The organism is Micromonospora sp. WMMD1274 (assembly GCF_049179035.1).
Lineage (GTDB): Bacteria > Actinomycetota > Actinomycetes > Mycobacteriales > Micromonosporaceae > Micromonospora > Micromonospora tulbaghiae.
Genome location: NZ_JBMHMG010000001.1, coordinates 4,627,425 through 4,651,255, shown reverse-complemented (window position 1 = coordinate 4,651,255; position 23,831 = coordinate 4,627,425). Strand labels below are relative to the sequence as shown.

At 69.5% G+C, this 23,831-nt stretch carries 12 protein-coding genes and 2 tRNA genes; 3 read left to right on the top strand and 11 right to left on the bottom strand.

Going from position 1 to position 23,831, the window contains the following annotated elements; genetic code table 11:
- Positions 1-547 precede the first annotated feature (547 nt).
- From ACN27D_RS22130 to ACN27D_RS22100, 7 genes are all read right to left on the bottom strand, one after another.
- Positions 548-7,318, bottom strand: coding sequence for a polymorphic toxin-type HINT domain-containing protein (locus tag ACN27D_RS22130; protein ID WP_421499897.1), 6,771 nt, complete (start codon positions 7,316-7,318; stop codon positions 548-550).
- 91 nt (positions 7,319-7,409) lie between these two features.
- Positions 7,410-10,871, bottom strand: coding sequence for a LamG-like jellyroll fold domain-containing protein (locus ACN27D_RS22125; protein WP_199733169.1), 3,462 nt, complete (start codon positions 10,869-10,871; stop codon positions 7,410-7,412).
- A gap of 116 nt (positions 10,872-10,987) precedes the next feature.
- Positions 10,988-14,182, bottom strand: coding sequence for a hypothetical protein (locus tag ACN27D_RS22120; RefSeq protein ID WP_421499896.1), 3,195 nt, complete (start codon positions 14,180-14,182; stop codon positions 10,988-10,990).
- 695 nt (positions 14,183-14,877) lie between these two features.
- On the bottom strand, positions 14,878-15,735 hold the full coding sequence (locus tag ACN27D_RS22115) for a MerR family transcriptional regulator (protein ID WP_358170113.1): 858 nt from the start codon (positions 15,733-15,735) through the stop codon (positions 14,878-14,880).
- A 47-nt stretch (positions 15,736-15,782) separates the two neighbouring features.
- Positions 15,783-16,334 (bottom strand): kinase, encoded by a 552-nt coding sequence (locus tag ACN27D_RS22110; RefSeq protein ID WP_120571374.1) that lies wholly within the window; start codon positions 16,332-16,334, stop codon positions 15,783-15,785.
- 38 nt (positions 16,335-16,372) lie between these two features.
- Complete coding sequence (locus ACN27D_RS22105) at positions 16,373-16,627, bottom strand: hypothetical protein (protein WP_091329812.1); 255 nt, start codon at positions 16,625-16,627, stop codon at positions 16,373-16,375.
- 198 nt (positions 16,628-16,825) lie between these two features.
- Positions 16,826-16,901: transfer RNA gene (locus tag ACN27D_RS22100), tRNA-Lys, on the bottom strand.
- Between the two features lie 186 nt (positions 16,902-17,087).
- On the opposite strand from ACN27D_RS22100, the gene ACN27D_RS22095 reads away from it, so the two are divergent.
- Together ACN27D_RS22095 and ACN27D_RS22090 are read left to right on the top strand one after the other, a co-directional pair.
- Complete coding sequence (locus tag ACN27D_RS22095; RefSeq protein WP_358170084.1) at positions 17,088-18,362, top strand: L,D-transpeptidase; 1,275 nt, start codon at positions 17,088-17,090, stop codon at positions 18,360-18,362.
- 162 nt (positions 18,363-18,524) lie between these two features.
- Positions 18,525-19,820, top strand: a complete 1,296-nt coding sequence (locus tag ACN27D_RS22090; protein ID WP_350814107.1) for a L,D-transpeptidase — start codon at positions 18,525-18,527, stop codon at positions 19,818-19,820.
- 47 nt (positions 19,821-19,867) lie between these two features.
- Here ACN27D_RS22090 and ACN27D_RS22085 read toward each other — a convergent pair.
- Both ACN27D_RS22085 and orn read right to left on the bottom strand, forming a co-directional pair.
- A tRNA-His gene (locus ACN27D_RS22085) sits at positions 19,868-19,943 on the bottom strand.
- 90 nt (positions 19,944-20,033) lie between these two features.
- Entirely contained in the window at positions 20,034-20,624 is a 591-nt protein-coding gene (orn, locus tag ACN27D_RS22080) for an oligoribonuclease (RefSeq protein ID WP_013474266.1), read from the bottom strand.
- Positions 20,625-20,698: 74 nt separating this feature from the next.
- Between orn and ACN27D_RS22075 the strand changes: the two genes are divergently transcribed.
- Positions 20,699-21,994: a glycosyltransferase 87 family protein gene (locus ACN27D_RS22075; RefSeq protein ID WP_421499895.1), complete on the top strand. Its 1,296-nt coding sequence runs from the start codon at positions 20,699-20,701 to the stop codon at positions 21,992-21,994.
- Between the two features lie 16 nt (positions 21,995-22,010).
- On the opposite strand, the gene ACN27D_RS22070 is transcribed toward ACN27D_RS22075, so the two are convergent.
- Together ACN27D_RS22070 and ACN27D_RS22065 are read right to left on the bottom strand one after the other, a co-directional pair.
- Complete coding sequence (locus ACN27D_RS22070; RefSeq protein WP_421499894.1) at positions 22,011-22,949, bottom strand: hypothetical protein; 939 nt, start codon at positions 22,947-22,949, stop codon at positions 22,011-22,013.
- Between the two features lie 140 nt (positions 22,950-23,089).
- On the bottom strand, positions 23,090-23,818 hold the full coding sequence (locus tag ACN27D_RS22065; RefSeq protein ID WP_120571380.1) for a YcnI family protein: 729 nt from the start codon (positions 23,816-23,818) through the stop codon (positions 23,090-23,092).
- Between the last annotated feature and the right edge of the window lie 13 nt (positions 23,819-23,831).

Sequence of the window (23,831 nt, the reverse complement as noted above, 5' to 3'; positions counted from 1 at the left end):
GGGTGGTGAAGGGATCTTCGCGGAGTCCAGACAGCCCAATACTCTTAACGCAGGAAACGAGACCTATTGTTCTGTCAGCACAGTCGACTCTTCAGCCAGTCAGGCGCCTTTTCGGCAATTTCGATTGCACGTGAACGATCTGCTGACCCGTGCGGCCTATCAAGCGCCCATCGCAGCGTCGGCAGAGCTTCCTGCGACTCGAAGAAATCCACCAAGAGATCATCCTCCACGGTCGCCTCATCCCGTATGCGCCGCCACGTTGAAAGCGCGGCCTCGACATTCAACCCTGCGCGGGCGAGAGCCACATCACGGGGCCGAGAGCTTAACCGCAGCCTACCGTCCCGAGTGCCGCCGAGGACGACACAAGGCAACGTTGCTCCCACGCCCGGCCACTCATCCATAGGGACTGACGGCTGATCAGATATCGCGGATTCGTCGACGAATCCTGGCTGATCGTCAGACACCGTACGCACTACCAAGCCATAGTGCTGATGCCTGACTATGCGGCACTCGACCAGAGAGTATTGGGGGTGCTCAGGAGTGCCCATCAGGCGCCACCAGGCTTCCAAGGAGTGCGTGGGAATGTATTGAATTCATCAAAGAGGTGCGACGGGATAGCATACTCAACCGCGCCTTCGTTAAGGAAATCCTCAATAGGCTCGATATTATTTTTTCTCAGCCATTTTGTTGGGACCGCCACCTTGAACCCCTGACCATGAGAATCGCGGTGCTGGGAAGCGTAGTCTTCAACCCTCGCCCTGTTGCCAAAGTAAGCCGAACCGTCCAGACCCTCATCGAAATCCAGCGGGTGGTTGCGTGGATCAAGTCCATGATCCAACTCGCTGGAACCCCGATCAATCGGGGAAACTCGATAGAGATCAGTTGTGCAGTTGTGTACGAGGACCGGCGTGGACCCGGCGACCACATAGTACGTGTGGATGTCGTCGATCGTGAGGTTGTAGACCTGTGCCGGTTCCGTCCACTGCCGGGTCGCGCTGATCTGCACGTGGGTGCCGGCCGAGGTACGCAGCCACTGACCGGCACGCAGATCGGCGGCATCGACCCACTCGTCGAGGCCCGGTACCCAGAACGGGTGGTTGTCGGTGGCGACCACGCGCTCCGTGGCGTCGCCGCTGTCACCGTCGGGATCGATGGTGACTTCGACCAGGTTCTTGCTGCCCTGACCGATGATGGTCGCCACCACCGGCTTGATCGTCGTCTTGCCGGTCACCGGATCGGTCACCAACACGATGTCGCCGGTCTTGACGTCCTCGATCGGCTTGCGCGATCCGTCGGCCATCACCACCAACGTGCCGGGCACGAAGCTGTTCTTGCACTTGATGAATGCCTTGGCGTTGTCGACCAGGTCGATGAGCAGGCCCTTGACCCGGCTGGTCAGGTTGGCGAGTTTCTTCCACTTCCATGGAGCGCCGTATCTGACGGCCAGCTTGCCCAGCGCACCGCCGATCGCCGCGCCCGCGACGTTGACTGCTGTGGCCAGGCAGCCGCCCATGTCGCCCTTGAGGAAGCAGTCCAGGGCATCGGTGATACCCAACTCGTCCATCAGGATCTTCGCCAGGGCCTTGGCGGCGTTGAGCATCTTCGCCTTGGCCGCGGCGATCCGCCGCTGCCTTTCCTTCTCCGCCGCCGCCCGCGCGGCCGCGGCCCGCTCCTCCGCTGATGCCCGCGGGTTGTTGTGGACGTTGATCGTCGGCTCGTCCGGGTCGTACGCGCCCGAGCAACCACCGCAACCGTCGTTGTGGCCCTTGACCTTGTGGTAGTTGCCGTACATGTCCTCGTAGTCGGCGCCCGGGCCGCAGGCGTCGTCGGAACAGGCCTTGAGGCCGTCCGGGTCGGAGAACGAGATCGGGTTGTTGTTGGCGTACGCGTACCCGTTCATCTGCTGCGGGTCGTTGACGTCGATGATCGGGTCGACCGAGATGAACCGGCCGGTGATCGTGTCGTACTCCCGCGCGCCGATGTTGACCAGGCCTGTCGTGGAATCGATGTTCCCGTTGACGAAGCCCTTCTCCGTCGGCCACTGACCTGGCGAGGCACCCCGGTTCTCGCCGTACGGGGTCATCCGCCGGTGCGTGACAGCGCCACTCTGGTCCACCACTGCCTGGCCGGTGCCGTGGTGGTCGTTCGCGACGTACCGGAGGCCGTCCACCTTGCGGACCAGGCTCGCCCCGCCCGGAAGCGCGTAGTACCGGGTGGCGTCGGTGGACCGGGTCTGGTGGTTCAGCCGGATCTCCATGCCCGGCAGGTAGAGCGTGGTCGAGGCCGGCTCCTTGCGGAGCATCCGGGAGCCGTCGACGTCATAGAGGAAGCTGGTCTTCTTGCCGGCTTCGGTGACCGACTCGAGGTTGCCCTCGGCGTCCCAGACCAGGGTCTGGTCCTCGCCGGTCCTCGTCCGCTTCTTCGTGTTGCCGGCCGCGTCGTACTCGTACGAGTACAGCCGGTCGCCCTGCGGAGTCTTCTCCGTCATCTGGCTCAGCGTGTGCGGCTGCGCCTGGCCGGCGGCCGGATAGGTGTAGCTGCGCTCGATGAGCGGAGTGCCGTTGGTCCCGTACTGGACCTCGGTCTTGCGGTTGCCCGTGACGTCGAAGGTGTAGGCGTGGTGGTACGGGGCCACACCGCCCACCCCGGTGACCGAGGGCCCGCCGGCGCACGGGTCGGTCGCGGTGCTCGCCGACGTCCAGGCCCGCTCCATCCGGCGCAGGTAGTCGTACGTGAAGCACTGCGTGTCCTGCGTGCCGGACGGGTTGTTGGCGATCCGCAGGATGTTGCCGGACTGGTCGTACGTGTAGCGGGCGTCGATGTCCACGACCGGGGCCGACTCGCGGTCCAGCCGTTGCCGGGTGAGCCGCTTGGAGCCCTGCTCGTACTCGTAGGTCGACCAGACCTTCCGGGTGCCCACCCGGGCCTCGGTCTGCAGCACCTCGCCGGTGCTGGCGTACTCGACGTCGGTCAGGTAGGGGGCGTCACCGGTCGTCGCGGTCAGGCGCTCAAGATCGTCGTAGGTGTAGGCGACCGTCTCGAACGGCAGCCCACCGCCGTCCGACATGCTCACCGACTGGACGCTGCCGTCCCGGTTGTACTCCGTGCCGAAGGTGTAGAAGCCGGCCAGTTCGGCACCGGCGTGCTCGGGCACGGAGTAGTACGTGGCGTGCGGCCGGTAGAACTCGTCGTAGATCGAGAAGTACGTGGCGTACTCGTGCCCGTCGATCCAGCGGCTCGTCGAGGAGAGCTGGCCCAGCATCTCCAGGTCGTACGTCCAGCTGCTCAGCAGTTCCCCGGTATCGGCGGCCCCCTTGTAGACGGCGATCTTCCGGCCGATCTCGTCGTACTTCGTGCTGATCGTCTGGTTGAGGGCGTTCGTGGTGCTGGTGAGCCGGTCCAGGTCGTCGTAGCCGGACGTCGACGTGCCGGCATCCGGGTCAATCGACTTCGTCTTGCGGCCCAGCTGGTCGTACTCGTGGGACCAGACGTTGCCGGCCGGGTCCTTGACCGTCTTCAGCTGCCCGGCGTGCGTGTAGGTGTACTCGGTCTTGTCGAAGTCGCCCGTCGGACCGCTGCCCTTGTACTGCCGCAGTTCGGTGGTCTTGCCCAGGGCGTTCGTGATCGAGGTCGTCGGGGTGCCGCCGGCCGGCGGATCGACCGAAACCCGGTCGCCGCCGTAGGTGGTCGTGGTGCGCCACTTCTCGTTGCCCGCGACCGCGAAGATCTCCGCCTTGACCCGGTCCGCGCCGTCGTAGACGTACAGCGTCTGGCCGTTGACGTCACCGTTGACGGCCGGGTAGATCACGTCGGTGGGCGTGCCCGCCACCGTGTACGTCGCGTACGTCTTCGCCAGCTGGCCGGTGCCGGTGTAGAAGGTGTCGGCCACGGTACGGGTGCCGTCCGGGCCCTCCGACTGCACCTGGCGGGGCCGGAGCAGACCGTCGTGCAGCTTGTACTCGACGCTGTAGGAGCCGTCGTTCTGCCGCCGCTCGGTCTTGATGGCGACCGGCTTGTCGGTGCGGACCAGGTAGCTGTAGCGGATGCTCGGCTCCAGCCCGCTGGCGCCCGTCCGGTCCGGCATCCAGACCTTCGCCAGCCGGCCCAGGGCGTCGTACTCCAGGACGCTCTTGAGGCCGTTCTGGTCCACCTGGCCGACCGGCACACCCCACGCCGGGGCGTAGTCGGTGGTGGTGACGAACTGCAGCGGGTTGGTCTCCTTGACCTTGGTGGTCAGGCCGTTGGTGTCCGTGTACACGGTCTTCGTGACCCGGCCCAGCGCGTCGACGGCGGTCAAGGGCCGGCCGTACGCGTCGAACGTGCCCTCCGACGCGCGGATGTAGGTGGCCGTCGTGCCGTTGTGGCTCTTCAGCCGCTCGGTCCGCGTCGGGTTGCCCAGCGTCGGCGCGACGCCGAACGCCTTGCCGTCGTAGAGCGTCCGGGTGTCGGAGATGACCTGCTTGCTGCGGTCGGGGGTGGCCGAGCACGCCACGGACACCGACTCGACCCGCGACACCAGGCTGTACAGGTGGGCGGTCGCGTTGTCGGCGTACGTGGTCCGGCTGCATGCCTCGTCGCCGGTGACCGCCACGTCACCCTCGTTCTCGGTCTCGGTCACCCGGCCGAAGCTGGTCTCGAAGGTCGAGGTCTGCTTCGTCTCCCGCCACCCGCCGGCGGCCAGGGCGACCAGGCTCCGGGCGGTGGTGGTGTTGATGAACCAGGCCTTCTTGCTGCCCCAGCTGTGGGTCTCCGTCGCGGTGTTGTGCCGCCACGGGACGGCGATGCTCTTGCTGACCGCGTTGGCGCCGTCGTAGACGATGCTCTCCAACTGGTGGCCGGAGAACTCGTTGTGGTCGGTGTGGCTCCCGCCGGTCGAGTCGGCGACGCTGACGGTACGCGTGCCGCCGTCCGGATCCTTGTCGCCGTGCATGCCGCGCAGGTAGCGGTACTCCGTCTTGGTCGTCTGGACCTGACCGTCGCCGGCCGTGACGATCACGCGGCCGTAACCGCGCCAGTCGCTCCAGGTGAGGTCCTTCGGGTCGGAGATGCCGTCCGGGTCGGCGTGCCGCCAGGCCGCCCCGTCCAGGTATTGGTAGCGGGTCACCATGTCCGGCGCCCCGCCGGTGCGGTCGGTCTCGACGACCTGCTCGACCACGTACTTGTGGAACCAGTCGGTGATCGGGTCGCCGCTGCCGAGCGGGTTCCACTTCACCGGGTAGCAGCGCCTGGTGCTGTTGCCCGGCGTGGGCAGCGTGCTCTTGGTGCAGTCCGGGGTGGCGTAGTTGACGTCGATCTGACCGCCGGCGTCGGTCCACACGGTCGCCAGCCGGAAGCGGACCAGCGGAGCGATGTTGTCGCCGTCGCGGTCGATCCGGTTGGGCATTTGCAGGCCGCCCAGTTCGACCGACGGCATGGCGATGTCGGCGCCCGGCCCGTAGAGACCGGTGTGGGTGATCTTGTGGAGCCATAGGGTCCGCGAGCCGTCACCGTTGTCGGTGAGCAGGTGGTCGAGCTTCCAGTTGTCCACCGGCGTCCAGCCGGTGCCCTCGCGGATCTCGGTGGTGATGCCGGTCAACCGGGCCCGGGTCCAGAACGTCGGGGTGATCTGGTCGAGCTTGCACTTGGTGTCCTTGGCGCAGTTCCGGTCGAACGGCACATCCGGCCAGTAGGGCGCGGTGGTGGTGTTCAGATCCTGCGGGTCGCAGTCGACGTTGCCGGACGGCAGGCACCGTTCCTTGGTCTCGAAGCGCACCCGGGCGGGGGCGTTGGTCGTGTAGACGGTCTCGTGCCGCTGGCCGTAGTCGACCCGCTTGAGCCAGCCGCCCCGGACGTACGGGACACCGTTGACGTCGGTCTTCTTGCCCCGGGCGTAGTAGTTGATCTCCTTCTCGTAGAAGTACGAGGTGACGTTGCCGTAGCGGTCCTTGACGTAGTCGAGGCTCCAGCGCCACGCCTGGTCGCAGTACGCCGACGTGAACGTCGCGTTGTAGCAGGGCTCGCCCGAGTCGTCGCCGTAGATCGGCACGGTCCAGGTCGAGCCGGTCTCCTCCTTGCCGGAGGTCCAGCCGGGGAGCCGGTTCAGGCCGAAGTGGTACTGGGTGCCGTCGGTGGTGGTGACCCGCCAGTACTCGCCGTCGTTGTCACCGTTCGCCGCGCCGGTGAGCCGCTCGACCTTCGAGCCGTCGTCGGTCCCGAACCGCCAGGTGTCACCGGTCTTGACCAGTTCCGTCGACTTGCCGTTGAGCAGGATGGTCGCGTTGTCGTACGCCCAGCACTGGTCGGCGTACTGGTCGTGTCCGTCGTCCGAGCAGGGCTTGTACCGGCGCTCGATGTGCCCGGGCTCGTAGTTGAAGCCCTCACCGATCCACGAGCCCTGGTTGTTGGTCGTCGCGGTCCGGCCGTCGACCGACTGCGACGAGTAGGCCAGCGCGATCGGCGGCGCACCACCACCCGGCACCGGCGGGCTCCGTAGCGGGTAGCTCCAGGAGAAGCCACCCGTGGAGGGGGCCACCGACCACTTGGACGACGGGGACAGCTTCGTGGCGCCGTAGTCGCCCTGCGAGGAGGAGTCGGTGGCGGTCATGGCGAAGAGCGCACCGGTGCCCGCCTCGGCGGAGAGCGTCTCGGCGGCGCTGTCGTTCGTCGTCGGCAGCGGAACCGGAGCACACTGGGCTTTCTCCGGCGTGGTCAGCGCACACTCGGGCAGGCGGACCAGCCGCAGCCGGGCGCCGAAGTCGCCACCGAACGCACCGGCGACCCCGCCGTAGCCGAGGTCGAGGCGGACGTTCCCGGCAGCGGCCTGGCCGTCGGCCCGCTTCAGCCGGACGATCGGGCCGTCGACCTTTGCCTTCTCCGAGGCCTTCCGGTCGAGCACCTCGATGCGTACCTTGCCGGGAGCGGAGGCCGCCGGACGGGCCGCGTCCGCCGCGGCGGACGCGGCGGCGGGTGCGGCCGACACCGCGACCGGCAGGCCACCGATCTTGGCGGTGGCCGCCGGGGCCTTGGAGCGGGCGGCCCCGGGCGCCGGCACGGTGACGTCCGCGGCGCCGGCGGCGGGCCAGGTGACCTTCGCCGGGGCGGTGGAGGCGGCAGCCACCGCCGGGTTGGCCGCCTTCGGCTTGGCCGGCAGCGGGTCGCGCTTGGGCAGGACCTTGGACGCGTCCGAGGTCGACGGACGGTTCGGCTTCGCCTCGGCCGAGGCGGGTGGGGTCGCGATCTGGATGAAGCCGGCGGCCATGACACCGGCCATCGCCCAGGAAACCGGTCGTACGGTGTGGCGGACGAAGCCGCCGGACCGGACCAGGAGTCGGGAGAACATCACCCCTCCAGGGGTTGCGGGACAAGAACGGGGAAAGGTCTCGCGTGCCGGTGGGGCCGCCCGGGAGCGGGCGGCCCCACCGCCTGTCACGTCAGAGCGAGAGTTGTTCGCGGACCTGGACGTTGAGCTTCTCGATCAGGACCTTGTCGGCGACGCCGTCGTAGACCCGGACGTCGTCGATGGCACCGGACAGGTGCTCCTTGAAGGCGCCGTCGAGCCAGGCGCGGCCGAGTTGCACCCCGCCGGTGGCGACGAACGGCGACACCAACTGGATCGCCTCGGTGAAGGACCCGTTGACGTACAGGGTCACTTCGCGGGCGTAGCCGTTGTAGACGAGGGTCAGGTGGTCACCCTTGCCGACCAGCTTCGGCGCCTCGTCGGTCGCCTTCCTGGTCCACTCCGGCGCGACCGTGTCGGTGCTCGCCATCGCCAGTTCCCACTGCCCGGCGTCGTTGCAGCGCACGACGACCGAACTGCCGTTGGTGCCCTTCTGCGAGAAGACCGTCATCGGCGTACCCGCACAGTTGCTGGTCAGCTTGACCCGGGCGCTGATCGAGAAACTGCCCGCCATGTCCGCGTTGGTCGACGTGCTGGCGTAGCTGTCCGCGCCACCGGTCAGCGCGAGGTGACCACCGCCGAGCAGGGACAGGACCGGGTGCTTGAAGACCGTCGCGCCAGCGCCCAGGGTGAGTCCCGCTCCGCCGCGCTCCTCGGGGCTGACCTTGTTGGTCTCCGCGTTCAACCGCCAGTACGCCTTACGGCTCGGAGCGGTCTTCTGCAGACCGGTGACCTCGTCGGCGATGATCAGCCGGTCGAAGACCGAGACGTCCGCCATCGCCCCTCCCCAGTTGTCGGCGTAACCGCTCTTGGTGAGCACACGGCCGATCTGGAGCGGACCGCGCGACTTGGTCAGCGACCTGCGCTGGGCGACGCGCGGGGCGTTGTTCCCGACCTGGAGCGACATCTCCTTCTTCGCACCGTCGAAGATGGCGGACACGTACGTCCAACCCGTGGTGGCCGCCGCACCGTCCACCTGCCAGCGGCCCAGCGAGTTGACGTCGTTGACCGGCATCCGGAAGAACCAGGTTCCTCCCTCGACCCCCAGCGCGAACCCGGGCTCACCGGTGCCGTCCTGGCTGACCGCCACCTGCCGGCGGCCGGCATCGTCGACCTTGAACCAGCCGGTGACGGCGAAGCTCGCCGACGTGTCGGTCAGGACCGGCTTGCTGGTCGTGAGATGGGCGTTGGCCGTACCGTCGAACCGGGCGGCGGTGTCGGACGTCCCACCCGGACCCTCGACCCCGAACGTGACGCCACTTCCAGCCGTCGCGTCGTTGTCACCGAGCCCGTCGCTGGCACCGTCCTCGCCCGCGACCTCGCCGAGCGACCACTGGGCGGTCGGCGGTCGCTTGCCCACCCGGAACGTGCACGAGGCGATGCTGCTCGACCGGCCGGCCCGGTCGACGGCCTGGACGTTGATCGTCCGCGGGCCCTCCTTGTCCGGGTACCAGTTCGGCAGGGTGACCGGCCCGCCGTCGGTGGTGGGCCGAAGCACGTTCACGCCCGGCGCCGGGTTGGTGTTGAAGCCGTACCGGTACTCCACCACGTCCGTGGCCGCGGAGTCGAAGACGAAGTTGCCGGGTACACCGATCGAACCCAGCCACTCGTCGCTCTCGATGCAGTTCGACGCGCTCGCCGTCCCGTTGTCGGCCGCGTCCTGCGGCAGGTACACGGCGGAGTCGACGTCGGGCGCGCTGGGGCTGGTCTTGTCGTAGAGGAACTGACAGACGTTGCGCGAGCCCTCACTGCTCCACGGACCCCAGCTGGTGTTGTCGCTGGCCCGCACCTCCCAGGAGATGGGGACGTTCTGCGCGATGTCACTCGGGACCGTGTACGAGAAGACCGATCCGCTGGCCTTCAGCGGAGTGGTGTACGAGCGCGTCTGCAACGTCCCGCCGGCCGGCGTCCAGGTCACCTTGAACTCGGCCTTGATCTGCTCGGTGTGGGCCGAGGAGTGGTCCGGGTCCCGCAGCACCGCGTTCAGCCGCGGCGGCACGTCCACGTAGGGCGCGCCGGAGCCGTAGACACACTGCCCGCCGGGGGACATGGTGAGTTCGTTGAGGTTGGCGATCACCGGCGCCCGGTTGTAGCGGACCGAGAGGACGCCGTTGTCGCAGAACCGCTTGGTGTGCGTCGAGTCGCTCTCACTGACCGACCGCAGGCCGAGGGTCACGTTGCTCCAGCCCTTGGTCACCGCCTGCTGCACCGCGGCCTTCGCGTTCCACTCCGTGTTCTGGTTGGTGGAGGTACAGGTGGCCTGCGTCTTGGTCGGTGAGCTGGTGGCGAGGTGCGTCGCCCCGGACCAGCCCGAGCCGCCGGGCTGGTTGCTCCAGTTGGTGGAGGAGGTGATCCCGGCCGGCATCAGGTAGAGCGCCGCCGCCCGGGCGGTCGAGTTGTAGACGTGCTGCAGGGTTACCCGGAAGGTGGCCTCCAGGATCGTCTTGCCCGAGTACGGCGTGGCGAGCCGGTAGAACAGGCGCTTGACCTTCGAGTTGTTGCAGGAACTGGGGCAGAGGCCGATCCGTTCGTGCCGCTTGCCGTCGAACTTCCAGTACTCCTCGTTGGGGTAGCCGCTGTCCACCATCGCCCAGGCGCTGTTGGTGCTGCTCTGCCAGACCGGGTCGATGTACAGCGGGAACGAGGCCTCCGGATCGGTCAGCATGGACCGGTCCGGGGTGAGGGTGAGGGTGTTGTCCGAGTAGTCGAGGCCGACCGGAGCCACCTCCGACGTGTCGCCCGGTCCCTCGGCCGACGCGGCGCCCGGGTCGGTGGACGAGGTGTCCAGCGACCGCGCCGCGGCCGCATCGCCCCCCTCCTGGCTTCCGCTGTCCCACATGGTCGGCGCGTCCGCCTCCAGGACCGGGTTGTTGGTGACCGGGTCCAGGGCCACCACGCCGCCCTCTGCCGTCTCCTCGATGGTCAGACCCACCGCGGCGACCCCGAGCCGGAGATTCTGGAGCTCCGGCAGATCGGCCGCCTCCGGCGTCTTGACCACCAGTACGTGCGAGAAGCCCTCGACGGTGACGTTCGTGACCAGGTCGACATCCTGGAACACGTTCGGGTAGGTCGCCTTGCTCTCCTCGACCACGGGAGCGGGAAGCGGCCCGTGCGGCCAGGTCAGGGTCATGCTCTTCTGATCCCGGGTGACCACCATCAGCGGCGCGGTGCCGCCCTGGGAGAGCTGCATGCCGAGCAGCGCGGCCGCCGGGCCGTACGAGCCGTCGGGCTGGACCACCAGGGTCGAGTCCGCGGGCACCCAGGCGTCTCCCTGGGTGACCCGGACCGGCTGGGTGTGGCCGTTGGCGATGAGCGTGCCGTCCGGCTGCGCGAAGACGTCGCGGTACTCCGTGCGGTGCGCCAGCACCTCGACCGGCTGGTTGAGTGCCCTGGCGGCCACCAGCGCCTCGGCCTCGGTGTCGCGGACGAGGTCCTCCGAGGCCGCGGCGGTGCGCGGCGCCGGCTCCGGCGGCTGAACGAACACCGCTGTGGACATCAGGCCGGCGAGGCCGAGCGTGAGGCCGAGCGTGAACACCCGGCCCCGTTTTCTCGTACGACGGGCCACCCTCTGGTCCTCCCCCGCTGGATAACTACTCATGTCGATGCTCTTCATCAGCTGATCGCCGCCCCGAACGCGCTGTGCCCGGTGGGGAGACCGCCCTGTCCCGGCTGCCAGGTGACACTCGGGACCGTGTTGCCCGCCTTCAGGTCGGACCAGGTGAACCCGTACACGGCGTCGGCGCCGTAGGGAGTGCCGACGTAGAGCCGCTGCGAGGTGGCCGAGAGCGACGTGCCGACCAGTTCCTGGACGCCGGCCGTCCCCGGCATGCTGCCCGATTCCCGGTGCAGCGTGGTCGGCGTACCGATCGGATTCGCCAGCGCCGGGAAGATACGTACCCGTCCGGAGTCGGCCACCGACGTGCCCGCGTCCTCACCCGGCACGCCGATCGCGACGAACATCGTCGCGTTGGTGCCCTCGCTGCCCGGCGCGGTGTTCACCACCACGACCTTCTCGCCCAGGTAGTCACCGTCCTCCGAGGCGTACGTGATCGCGGGCAGTTCGGTGAAGGTGTTCGCGGCCGTGACGTGGAACCGGTGCACCAGCCCGGCGTCCGGTGCCGGGGTGTTGGTGGCCGCGACGACCAGGTCCTCACCCGGCACGCCGACGACGACCAGCGAGTCGGCCTGGCCGGCGGGAGCACCGACGGGCCGGTACGGCGCGATCGAGATCGACTTGCCGAAGTTGTCGTTGGCCTCGGCGTCGTTCGAGACGTTGGCGACGTTCTGCTCCAGGCCGGCGGCGAGCGTCGGCAGCCCGTTGGTCAGCGTGTGGCTGAAGACGTTCACCGCTCCGGCGAAGGCCTCGGTACCGATCGCCTCGCCCGGGGAACCGACCGCCCAGTGGTACGTGGAGGCGGCCACCGAATAGCCCGTGCGGTCGTCGGTCTCGGCCGAGCCCGGGATGCCGCTGCCCTGGGACATCACCACGTTCACGGCGCCACGCAGGTAGTGCACGACCCCGGTGAACGGGTTGCCGAGTCCTTCACCGGGAGCGCCGATGACGAGGTACGGCTCACCGCTGGCGGTGCGGCTGCCGGCGACGGCGTAGCCGAACCAGTCGTACGCCTCGGCCGCGTCCGGGACGTTGGCGCTGTCCTGGTGGTACCAGACGGCGGGCGGGCCCTGCGCGAGGCCTGCGGGTGAGCCGAACAGCACGTAGACGACACCGGCCTGGGCCTGGCCGCTGACGGCCTGGTTCGGCACGCCGACCGCCAGGTCCGTGCAGCCGTCGTTGTTGGCGTCGTACGCGGAGATCGACGTGCCGAAGCGGTCACCCGCCTCGGCCGCACCGGGCATGTTCGCCCCGCCCTCGTGCAGGGTGTGCACAGTCGTGCTGCCGCCGTACGTGACGTTGATCCGGCCGGCACGGATCTGGCCGTTGACGGTGGCCTCCGGGTCGGCGATCGCGATGTCGGCGACGCCGTCGCCGTTGAAGTCGCTGTCCGTTCCGGCGGTGCAACCGGTGACCGGAGTGGCCGTGGTGTACACCTGCATCTCACAGAACGACGACCATGCGTCGCTGCCGCTGACCCCGTCCGCGGCCTTCACCCGCCAGCGGTAGATGCCGCCGTCCACGAAGGCGCCGGCAGGAACGGTCGCCGCCACTGTGGCGCCGGAGGCGACGTTGCTGGACGACGCCGAGCCGATCGCCTTCTCCGCGTTCATCGCCCACCACTCGAAGGTGACTGTCATCGCGGTGCCGTCACCGTCGGCGACTGTGGCTTTGAGCTGCGGCGTCAAGGTGTTGACAAGCGGGCGACCCGAGCCGGTCGCGCACGTGGAGGCAGGGACGGTCGACCGGGCCGTCACGGTCGGGTACGAGTTGTACGTGACGCTGGCCTTGGGCACCTCGGTACTGGTGGCCGCGTTGCGGGAGCGGAACTGTTTGAAGGCCTTCGAATCGGTTTCGTCGGTGGCCCGCAGACCCATGTCGGCGCGGGTGTCACCGGCGTTCGCCGCGCGCTGGAAGAACTTGGTACCGCTGATCCCGATCCAGGCGTCGTTGCAACTGGCGTCGTAGCCGGCAGTCGCCAGGGTGGTCGCCTCCTGGTTGTTCCACGCCGGCTGGGTGTCCCAGATCATGTCGTCGGCCACCGCGCCCACGGTCCAGAGCTCCCACGACCGGCCCTCGCACTGGGGCGACCACCAGTTCCAGAACGAGACGGTGGCGGAGGTGATCTGCTTGCCGACGAGGGCCGTGGTGTCCCAGCGCAGCAGGGACCGGGTGACGGGCCCGGTCGGACCGAGCCGGCCGAGTCGGAGGTCGTCGGTGCCGCCCCGGTTGACCGTGTCGCCGGCCTGGATGAACGTGTCGAAGGTGGTGTACAGCGGGTTGATCGTCGGGTCGATGACGATCGGATACTGCCGCTCGGAGTCGGTCAGCCAGCGCATGTCCGGGGTCAGCGTCAGGTCGAGCCGGCCGGTTCCACGGGCCGCGGCGGCAGGGGCGATCGTGGATGCGACCGCCGTCTCGGTGGCGGGATTCCCGAGCGCGTCGACCCGCGCGTCCCACATTCGCAGTGCGGGAGTGCGCGCGACCACCCGGCCGGCGGTGTCCTGGATGGCGGTGTTGCCGCCGGCGTCGCGGACTGCCCGGGCCGCGTTCGGCCCGGTGATCGGCAGCGTGAGGCGGGCGACCTGCTTCACGGCGCTGCGGTCCTTGACGACGAAGAACGCCTCCATCCCGGCGCGGGTCGCTTCGACGATCAGGTCCACCCCGGGCAGCGTGTCCACATAGGTGGCCCGTCCGCCGTCCAGCTTCGGCTCGGGCAGCCGACCGGCCCAGCCGACCGCGAGCCGGTCGGCTCCGTGGCCGAGGACGGCCAGCTCCGTCGTGCCGTTCGGCTGCGCGCCGGAGACGACCAGATCGAACGGGTGGGCGACGGCGGCAATCCGCCCGTCCGCGCCCTTGCGCAGGGTCAGATCGACCGGAACCCACTGGTCGCCGCGCCGGATCCGGCTCGCGCCGACCGAGAGCTCGGCCCGGAACTGACCGTCCGGCAGGGCGAAGACCTCGGTCGTCTCCGATGTGAGGCTCTTGACCTGCACCGGCTTGCCGGAGTCGCGGGCGGCCCGAAGGGACACCGCTTCATCGGTCCGGCTCTCCACGCCACCTGTCACGCCGTCCGGACCAGCGGCGAGAAACTCCGCCGGTTCTCCCGGTACGCCCGCCAACGCGGCCGCCGTCAGTATGGCGACGCCCGCAGCCAGGCACGAACGGACAGTGGCCGTCACTCGACGTGCCACAAACCCTCCCCCGTGTGCTTTCAGTTGTGCGAGCGGGACTCTAAGGGCGTCCTGCCTCAGCGCACAAGGTCGGACACGTTGCGTCAGGACGGATCGCGGCGAACTGGACATCCCATCGATCGCTCAACACTCTCGGTAATCAATTCCGCCCTGCACACTGGGAGGTTCAGCGACTGCCACACCCACATGCGGTGACCTCGGGCGGTCGGACCGATCTTTAAAACCGCAGATCAGTAGATGGTTGCCGCAGTCAACTGACGCCGCGCGACTCGCTCCACCATCGCGAACGATTTTCATGCATTGCCATCTTCGAATATGACACCATGTAGTTGTCGTTGATTGAACAATCAGCCGACGCCGCACTCGTCCATCGGGGGACAGCGCCGGACCACTCAGACCGATTCACGCACCGAAATGGTCGGCGGGCGGCATCACGCCAACCACTCGGGCAGGTCATCGGTGCAGCACGCAGCGCCGAACAGGGACCGTGGAAAACCGATTCGTACCGTCAGAGATATTCGCCCCACGTGACAGATGCGGCGGCCGGGATCACCCTCGTCGGCGGGGTGACACGTGGTGATCATCTTGCCCATCTCAAGCGAGACAATCGGCACGACGCTCATCAGTCGAAATCACTGCGGTGCCGAGTTTCGTCAGGTCTTGGTCGACCTTCTGATATCCGGGCTGCGACGGGTTCAGCGCTCATGGTCCTGGGCGGGTGCCCCCGGTCGTCGTTCGACCGGCGCGCTGCTCAGCACACCGTCGGGGCGGACCTCCTGACGAAGACGCGCCAGGTCGACGAACCGGTCGCCGTCGGGCGGGACGGCGTCGAGCAGGCGCAGGATCACGGTGCAGTACTTGGCCATGGTGTTCCGGCCCGGCATGAAGATCGACAGTTCGTCGTGGGCCTCGGGCGTCTGCACGATCAGGCCGGCGGGCAGGGGCGGCAGCGTCCCCGGTGCGCCCGCCACCGCGACCTTGACGATCCAGAACGGCCCGGCGCCGTCGAGTACCCGCCGGTCCTGTTCCGGCGTCTCCAGCGCCGGCGTCCGCCACGGCTCACCCAGGCAGGCGACGCCGGCCTGCCGCACCGTGGTGACCAGTTCGGCCGCCGCCGCCGCGATGATCTCCTCGGCCCGGTCCCACTCGTGGGCGTCACGACCGAGCGGTGTGCCGGGCACGAGCCGCGCCACCACAGTCATGGCCGGCACGTGCCGCAGCCGCGGTTCGGGCTGCACCTCGAAGACGGCGCGGGCGGCAGCGATGGCGTCGGCCTGAGCCCGGCGCTGCCGGCTGACCTCGTCGCTGTGCCGGTCGAGCAGGGCTACCGCCTGGTCCGGTTCGTCGAGGGCCCGCCGGACCAGCTTGACGCTCATTCCGGTGTCCCGCAGCAAGGTGATCAGCATGGCCCGTTCCACCTGGTCGAAGGTGTACGAGCGGTGGCCGGTCCGGTCGTCGACCTCGGCGGGTACGAGCAGCCCTTCGGCGTGGTAGAAGCGCAGCGCCTGCGGCGACAGGTGGCACATCTGGCTGAACTCGCTGATCGACAACATGACCCCAGACTGCCTCTTGCAGTAACAGCAAGGGCAAGTGACGCCGCCTAACGCCTGTCGTCGTCACGCCCGGTCTGGGGCAGCCCGGAGGCGGCCGCGATCGCCTCGACCGCCTCGGCCAGGCCGGTGGTCTCCGGGAGGACGAGTTCGCCGGGCCAGCCCAGGACGTCGCGCGCGGCGTACCAACCGCTCATCTGCTCGGCGGTGAACTCACCGGCCTGCGGGCGGGTCAGGTGCCGGCGCAGCGTCTCGGCCAGCGACACGTCGAGGTAGCAGAACAGCGACCGCCCCCGGTGGCCGTCCCGCAGCGAGGTCAGCACGTCGCGGTAGCGGCCGGTGTACAGGATGCCTTCCAGGACCACGTGGTAGCCGTGGTCGAGGGCGAACCGGGCGGTCTGCTCGATCAACGCGGGGGCCACGCCGCCGGCCTTGTCCCGTTCGCGCAGGACGATGCGGCGCAGGTAGTCCTGTTCGACGAGGGCGCAGCCCCGGCCGTGCCGACGTCGTAGTTCGCGGGCGATGCTGCTCTTGCCCGAGCCGGAGTTGCCCCGGATGCAGACGAGGATCGTGTCCGAGCTGCCGGTGGCCTCCCCGGACACGATCCCCCCTGGCGTCAGGTACCGCAGACGGATGCCGATCAGGCCCGGGTGATCACCAGGAACGCGTACCCGATCACCTTCGTGCCGTCCCAGTTGTACATGGGGCGGCACGCCTGCGGCTTCGTCCACGACGACTGGTACTTGGGCCGGGCTTCGTTGCAGGCCTTCAGGGTCGAGTAGGTCGGGCTCGAGTAGTCCGCGTAGGCGGGCGCGCCCAGACCGAGCACCAGGGCGCCCGCGACCGAGGTGGCGGCGACGAGGCTGCGGATCCGCGGCCGTCGGAAGGCTTTCATGTCTTCTCCCATTCTCATCGTCGTCGCCCGACCGTCCATCATGGCCGCGCGACCATGATCAGCTTAGGGTGGCGGCACAAGGCGCACCCCGTGCCGGGTTCCCGCCCCGCCTCACGGACGATCACCCGCCGCACCGGCACCCAGGTACGCGAAAAAGGCCCCGACCGGCGTGGAACGCCTGGTCAGGGCCTTGCTCGTTGGTGCGCCGCCAGGGACTCGAACCCCGAACCCGCGGATTAAGAGTCCGCTGCTCTGCCAGTTGAGCTAGCGGCGCTCTCTGACAACGGGAAGAAGATTAGCACGCCCGCCGAGGCGGGTTCCAATCCGATACCGGGGTCCACCCTTCGGACGAGCTTAACCGGCGAAACCGGCCAAAACGGTCACCTGATCCGGCGCGGGGCGGGTCCGACGGCGTCGATACGGCACGATGTCCGCCAGGCACGCGAGGACAGGGGTGGGCATGGGCAGGTTCGCGCGGGCCGGGGCGACGGTGGGCGCCCTGGTCCTGACGGCGTCGCTGGCACTGACCGGGTGCGGCGGCGACGACGAGGGGAAGAAGCCGGAGTTCGTGCCCGGCCAGCAGCAGGTCGGCGGCGTCTCGTCCTCCGCGCCCGACCCGAGCGTCGCACCCAGCGACAGCGCCGCCGTGCCGCCGCTGACGGTGAGCCCGGCCGACGGCGCGAACGCCCGGCCGGTCAGCACCGAGATCAGCGCCCGCATCCCCGGTGGCGGCACCGTGTCGAAGGTGGTGCTCGCCACCGCCGACGGAACGAGCGTCGCCGGGCGGATGCGGCGCGACGGCTCCAGCTGGGTGCCGTCGGCCGCGCTGAAGTACGGCACCAAGTACACCGCCACTGTCACCGGCGCCGGCAAGGACGGCCAGACCTACCAGGGCGCCAGCACGTTCACCACGATGGCCAAGCCCAAGTCGATGATCGGCTCCGGCCTCTACATGTTCACCGGCAAGACGTACGGGGTCGCCATGCCCGTGGTCGCCGAGTTCTCCCCGGGCATCCCGAAGAAGGACCGGGCCGCCGTGCAGAAGCGGATGTTCGTGCAGACCGACCCGCCGCAGCCCGGCGCCTGGCACTGGGTCGACAACGGCACCCAGGCGTACTACCGCGCGCCGGAGTACTGGAAGACCGGCACCACGATCACGGTGCGGCTGGCGCTGGCCGGGATCCCGCTGAGCAACGGCCGCTACGGCAACATCGACCGCAGCGCCACCGCCAAGATCGGCCGCGCGTTCGAGATGACCGTGGACAACGCGACCAAGCAGATGACGGTCTCCGAGAACGGCTCGGTCATCCGTACGCTGCCGGTCAGCCTGGGCAAGAAGAGCACCCCCTCCTCCAGCGGCACGATGGTGGTGATGGAGAAGAAGGAGTCCACCGTCTTCGACACCCGCAGCGAGCCGGACCCGGCCAACCGCTACGTCACCGAGATCGACTTCGCCCAGCGGATCACCTGGGGCGGCGAGTACATCCACGCCGCGCCCTGGTCCGAGGGTGTGCAGGGGCGCCGCAACGTCTCGCACGGCTGCGTGAACGTGTCGATGGCCAACGGCCGGTGGCTGTTCGGCAAGACGATGGTGGGCGACCCGATCACGGTGAAGGGCACCGAGCGCCGCCTGGCCCCTGGTAACGGCTGGACGGCGTGGAGCATGAGCTGGTCGCAGTTCGTCGCCGGCAGCGCGCTGCCCGTTCCGCAGGGCGGGCAGCCGGCGCCGTTCTGATCGGCGTAACGTGGTCGGACACGCCACCTCCGACGAAGCGCCGGACGGCACGGGAATCGTTACACCCGGGCGGGGTGTTCCGTTTCACGTCCGGCAACGCGTACCCGCTCCGGCGCGTCTGATCTGAGACGACGGGGAACGGCATCACCTTGTGAGGGAGTCATGCGAGCTGGCCAGGACGAACCGATCCGGGGCGTGAGCGCCCGACGCGTCGGCCGCCGCCGCGCGCTGGCAGCCGGGCTGCTCGCCGCCGCGATGGCCCTGACCGCCTGCACCAGCGGCGGCGGCGACAAGCCGTCGAGCTGGCAGGGCGGCGGCGACGGCGGCGAGAAGGCCCCGAAGGCGGCGGCCACCATCAGCGAGCCCGCCGCCGACGCCAAGGACGTGCCCGCGTCCACCGCCATCACCTTCACCACGAAGGAGGCGCAGGACACCACCGTCGAGCTGAAGGACGCCGCCGGCAAGGTCGTCGACGGCACGCTCGCGGCGGACGGCGGGAGCTGGCTGCCGTCAGCGGCCCTGGAGTACGGGCAGACGTACACGGCGACCGTGACCGCGACCGGCGACGACGGCAAGCCCGCCACCGCCACCAGCACGTTCACCACGATGGCGAAGCCGGCCAAGCAGATCCGGGTCACCAGCTTCCTCGGCGACAACCAGGTCGTGGGCGTGGCCATGCCGCTGATCGTGAAGTTCGGCCGGGCCATCCCGGAGGACTACCGCGACGACATCCAGCGCCGGATGACAGTCACCTCGAAGCCGGCCCAGGAGGGCATCTGGCACTGGGTGAGCCCGACCGAGGTGCGCTACCGGCCCAAGACGTTCTGGAAGGCCAACAGCACCGTCAGCTACAAGGTGCAGGCGGGCGGGCTGCCGCTGGGCGGCGGCTGGTACGGCCGGGCCGACCTCAGCGTCGACATCAAGATCGGTCCGTCGTTCGTGATGACCGTCGACAACCGCACCAAGCGGATGACTGTCACCCGCGACGGCAAGGTGGTCAAAACCATCCCGGTGAGCCTGGGCAAAAAAAGCACCCCCTCCTCCAGCGGCACCATGGTGGTGATCGAAAAGCTCCGGCACACGGTCTTCGACACCATGGAGGAGCTGGGCCCGGAGGAGGGCTACCGCACCGAGATCGACTACGCCCAGCGGCTCACCTGGGGCGGCGAGTTCATCCACGCCGCGCCCTGGTCCGAGGGCGTGCAGGGCCGCACGAACGTGTCGCACGGCTGCGTCAACGTCTCGATGAAGGAAGGCAACTGGCTGTTCGCCAACACCCGCATCGGTGATCCGATCACCGTCAAGGGCACCGAGCGCAAGCTCCAGAACGGCAACGGCTGGACCGACTGGAACATGAGCTGGGACGAGTACGTCAAGGGCAGCGCCCTGCCGTACGAGCCGCCGGCCGCCGACACCACGCCGGACGCCGGTACGCCGAGCGTCGAGCCGACCCCCTGACCCCCGCACACGACGAAGCCCCCTCCCGGAGGAGGGGGCTTCGTGTCTGGGGTGACTGATGGGAATTGAACCCACGACAACCGGGACCACAACCCGGTGCTCTGCCAACTGAGCTACAGCCACCATGCTCGCCGCTCCGGTCGCCCGGGGCGGTGCGCGGACTAATCATAGCCACACTCCGGCCGACCCCGTCCACCGGGTTCGGCGCGGGCGTCAGAGCTGGGCGGCGATCGCCTTCGCGGCCTCGACGTCCGGCCCCGGCAGCGGCACGAACACGGTCCGGCGGTAGTACTCCAGCTCGCGGATGCTCTCCCGGATGTCGGCGAGCGCCCGGTGGGCGAGGCCCTTCTGCGGCTGCCCGAAGTACACCCGCGGGTACCAGCGCCGGCACAGCTCCTTGATCGAGGACACGTCGATCATCCGGTAGTGCAGGTGGGCGTCGAGCCGGGTCATGTCGCGGGCCAGGAAGCCCCGGTCGGTGGCGATCGAGTTGCCGCACAGCGGGGCCGTACGCGGGTCCTTCACGTAGCTGGTCACGTAGTCGAGCACCATGTCCTCGGCCTCGGCCAGCGTCACCGTGGAGCGGCGTACCTCCTCGGTGAGGCCGGACTTGGCGTGCATGGTCCGCACGATCTCCGGCATGCCGTCGAGCGCCTCGTCGTCGGCGTGGATCACCACGTCGACGCCGTCACCGAGCACGTTGAGGTCGGGATCGGTGACGAGCGCGGCGACCTCGATCAGGGCGTCCCGCCGCAGGTCGAGCCCGGTCATCTCACAGTCGATCCAGACGAGAAGATCAGCCACCGGAACAGACTACGCGCCGCCGACGCGCCCGCGCCTCGGCCCGGCGGCCGAGGTGGACCGCTAGGGTTTCCTGCGTGCCAGCCGAACCCGTCGCCCCACCCGCCGTCCCCCGTGACGACGCGGGCGGGCGTACGGCTCTCCGGGTGGTCGTGGTGCTGGCGCTGATCGCGATCCTGCCGGCGCCCTACCTGCGCAACCTGCGTCACGACTACTACGACCAGAAGATCTACATGTCGGCGATGGACTGGTGGGCGGCCGGGCACCCGCTCTACGACTACGTCCAGCCGGACCGGGTGCAGGGCGCGCTCTACTTCACCTATCCGCCGTTCGCGGCGCTGCTCCTGGCGCCGTTCGGGTATCTGCGGCTCGGGGTGGCCATCGCCGCCTTCGCGGTGCTGACGGTGGCCGCGGTGGTGGTGACCACGCGCTGGCTGGTGCTGCCGGTGCTGCGGCGGCACGACCTGCCGCGGGGGTTCGGCCTCACCGTCGCCGTGCTGCTGGTGCTCGCCGTGGAGAGCACCCGGGAGACGATCACGCTCGGGCAGATCAACATGCTGCTCGTGGTGCTGATCCTCGGCGACCTGCTGTTCGCCGTACCGCAGGGCCGGCGCTGGGCCGGCGTGGGCCTGGGGTTGGCGGCGGCGCTCAAGCTCTTCCCCGGCATCTTCGTGCTCTACCTGCTCGCCGCCCGGAAGTGGCGGGCGGCGGCCGTGGCGGCGGTGACAGCGGCGGTGGCCACGCTGCTGGCGGCGGCGGTCGCGCCGGGCGACTCGTGGCGCTTCTGGACCCACGAACTGTGGGTGACCGACCGGGTGGGCCGCCCCGACTACACCGGCAACCAGTCACTGTTCGGGCTGCTCAGCCGCCTGACCGCGCCGGCCGAGCCGGACCGGCTGCTGTGGCTGCTGCTCGCGCTGGCGGTGGCCGCGTTCGGCCTGTGGCGGGCGGCGCGCGCGGCCCGCGCGGGGGACGCGCTGGTGGGTCTCACCCTGACCGGGCTGGTGGGCGGGCTGGTCAGCCCGATCACCTGGATCCACCACCTGTACTGGTTCATTCCCGCGGTGGTGGTGCTCGTCGACGCGGCACTGGACGCCGATCCGGCGACGCCCGGCGGGGCCCGCCGTCGCGGCGGCCTCTTCGCGCTGGCCGCCGTCGTCGGCCTGCCGATCGTGTACGGGTTGGTGACGTTCCAGGACTGGGGCACCGCCGTCGTGCACACGGACGACCCGGTCGACTTCGTGGTCCGCAACATGTACGTCCTGCTGAGCCTGCTGGTGCTCGCGGCGCTGCCGATCCGCCGGCATGCGGACGAGAAACCGATGACTCGGACTGAACGGACACACCTCGCAACAAACGGCGATCAGCGCTAATCTGGTACCAACTACCTCAGTTTTCTCCCAGGTAGCACCGATCCCCCGGTGAAAGAACGGCCCTCCGCGTCGGCAGCGCGGAGGGCCGTTCGGGTTCTCCTCGTCGGTCCTGGTCGTCGCGGCACCGGCTGGGCGGCGGGGCGATCGCCGCGCGGGTCCGCCCCCCGGACCCGGAGCCCACCGCCACCAGGTGCCGCTCGGGTCGCGACGCCGGGCCCGGCTGCCGGCCCAGCCCGCTCAGCGAGCTGACGCCGAGACGACCGGCCAGCACCGGCACCTGATCCGGCTCGACCACGAATACCACCTCACGCGGCCGCAGCGGGCGCAGCAGCACCACCACAGCGAGGACGACCAGCAGCGTCCCGCCGGCCAGCAGCGCCCACGCCAGCCCGGGGAACCACCCGGCCCGTAACTCGGCACGCATCCGCAGGTCGAGCCCGTCCGCGCCGTCCACGCGCATCACGACCAGGCTCAACGACCGGCCGGAGAGCTCCGCCGGGCTCCACTCCAGGGAGCCGACGCCCTCGCGTACCCAGAAGGGTGCCGTCATCGGCGCGGCGGTGCCGGCGCCGGCGGTGGCCGGGTCGAGATCGACCGGCAGCGGGCCCCGGGTGACCGCGACGCGGCGCACGGTGCTGTGCGGGACGTCGGCCAGCCACCGTCGCACCTGGTCGGTCGGGGCGAGGCCGAGGAAGACCTCGCCGTCGTCGTCCCGCGCGCTCAGGTGCAGCCGGGCCTGCCCGGTGCGCGCCACCGGCAGGTCGGCGCGCAGCAACGCGTCCACGTCGGCCACCACCACCGCGCGGGCCGGCGTGCGGACCGGCTCGAACCGGGCGCCGAACCCGCCGTCCGGGTCGGCGTGCCGGGCGGCCAGCCAGAGACCTCCACCCGCCAGCAGCGCCGGAATCCCCAACGCCAGCAGCACCACGCCGGCGATCGTGCGTACGAAACGCATTCGCGTCGTCCCTCTCGGTAGCCAACTACCCGGCCGACCTTACCGACGTGCGTCGGCCGATCGCCGGATATCGGCGGCACCCGTCCGGGACGGCGACCGGCCCGGCGGATCGTTCCGCCGGGCCGGTGAACCGCTCGCGTTCAGGACTTCGCGGCGGGCTCCCGCCGGGTACGCGCGAACGCCAGGCCGCCGAGGGCCAGGCCGCCCAGTCCGGCGACCAGGCCGGCCACCCCGAGGGCGGTGGCGGCACCGGAGCCGTCGTCGTCATCGTCGTCGTCCGCCGCGGCGGCGGCCGGCGCGCTCGCGCCCGTCGACGCGGGCGCCGCGGCGGCGAGCTTGAGCACCGGCGCCGGGTTCTCCGGCTCCTCCGCGCCCGGCGTCGGCTCCTCGATCCACCGGGAGACGTTGCCGTCGGAGTATGTCTGCAGCACCTTGAACACCATCGTGTCGACCTGCGGCAGCGGACCCATCGACACCGGGAACTCCTGGAACTCGCCCGGCTTCACGCCGGCGTTCGGCGCGGCGGTGAAGGTCAGCTTGGAGACCGCCTCGGTGAGCTGGCTGCCGTGCACCTCGATCGGCGGATCGACCTTGCGCTTCTCCACCGCGACCGTCCAGCCCGCCACCGGCATGGTGGAGACCGAGCCGACCGGGGCGTTCTCCGGCAGGTTCACCTCGACCTTGACGGTGGACGCCGTGTCGCTCTCGTTCGGCACCCGGAACGCGAACCGGCCGTAGCCGCCCTGCTTGCCCTCGGCCGGGTTGATCGTGACGTGCGCCGAGGCCGGCCCGGCCACGCCGAGCACGGCCGTGGCGACGGCGGTGAGGGTCAGCGCGGCGACTGTCGCGGAGCGCCGGAGACGGATCATCAGATGGACCTTC

Bases quoted from the DNA above. Each gene is read 5' to 3' on its own strand.
- ACN27D_RS22105 (WP_091329812.1), bottom strand. From the start codon at position 16,627: ATGAAAGCCTTCCGACGGCCGCGGATCCGCAGCCTCGTCGCCGCCACC.
- ACN27D_RS22090 (WP_350814107.1), top strand. From the start codon at position 18,525: ATGCGAGCTGGCCAGGACGAACCGATCCGGGGCGTGAGCGCCCGACGC.
- ACN27D_RS22130 (WP_421499897.1), bottom strand. From the start codon at position 7,318: ATGTTCTCCCGACTCCTGGTCCGGTCCGGCGGCTTCGTCCGCCACACC.
- ACN27D_RS22070 (WP_421499894.1), bottom strand. From the start codon at position 22,949: ATGCGTTTCGTACGCACGATCGCCGGCGTGGTGCTGCTGGCGTTGGGG.
- ACN27D_RS22065 (WP_120571380.1), bottom strand. From the start codon at position 23,818: ATGATCCGTCTCCGGCGCTCCGCGACAGTCGCCGCGCTGACCCTCACC.
- ACN27D_RS22125 (WP_199733169.1), bottom strand. From the start codon at position 10,871: ATGTCCACAGCGGTGTTCGTTCAGCCGCCGGAGCCGGCGCCGCGCACC.
- ACN27D_RS22095 (WP_358170084.1), top strand. From the start codon at position 17,088: ATGGGCAGGTTCGCGCGGGCCGGGGCGACGGTGGGCGCCCTGGTCCTG.
- ACN27D_RS22115 (WP_358170113.1), bottom strand. From the start codon at position 15,735: ATGTTGTCGATCAGCGAGTTCAGCCAGATGTGCCACCTGTCGCCGCAG.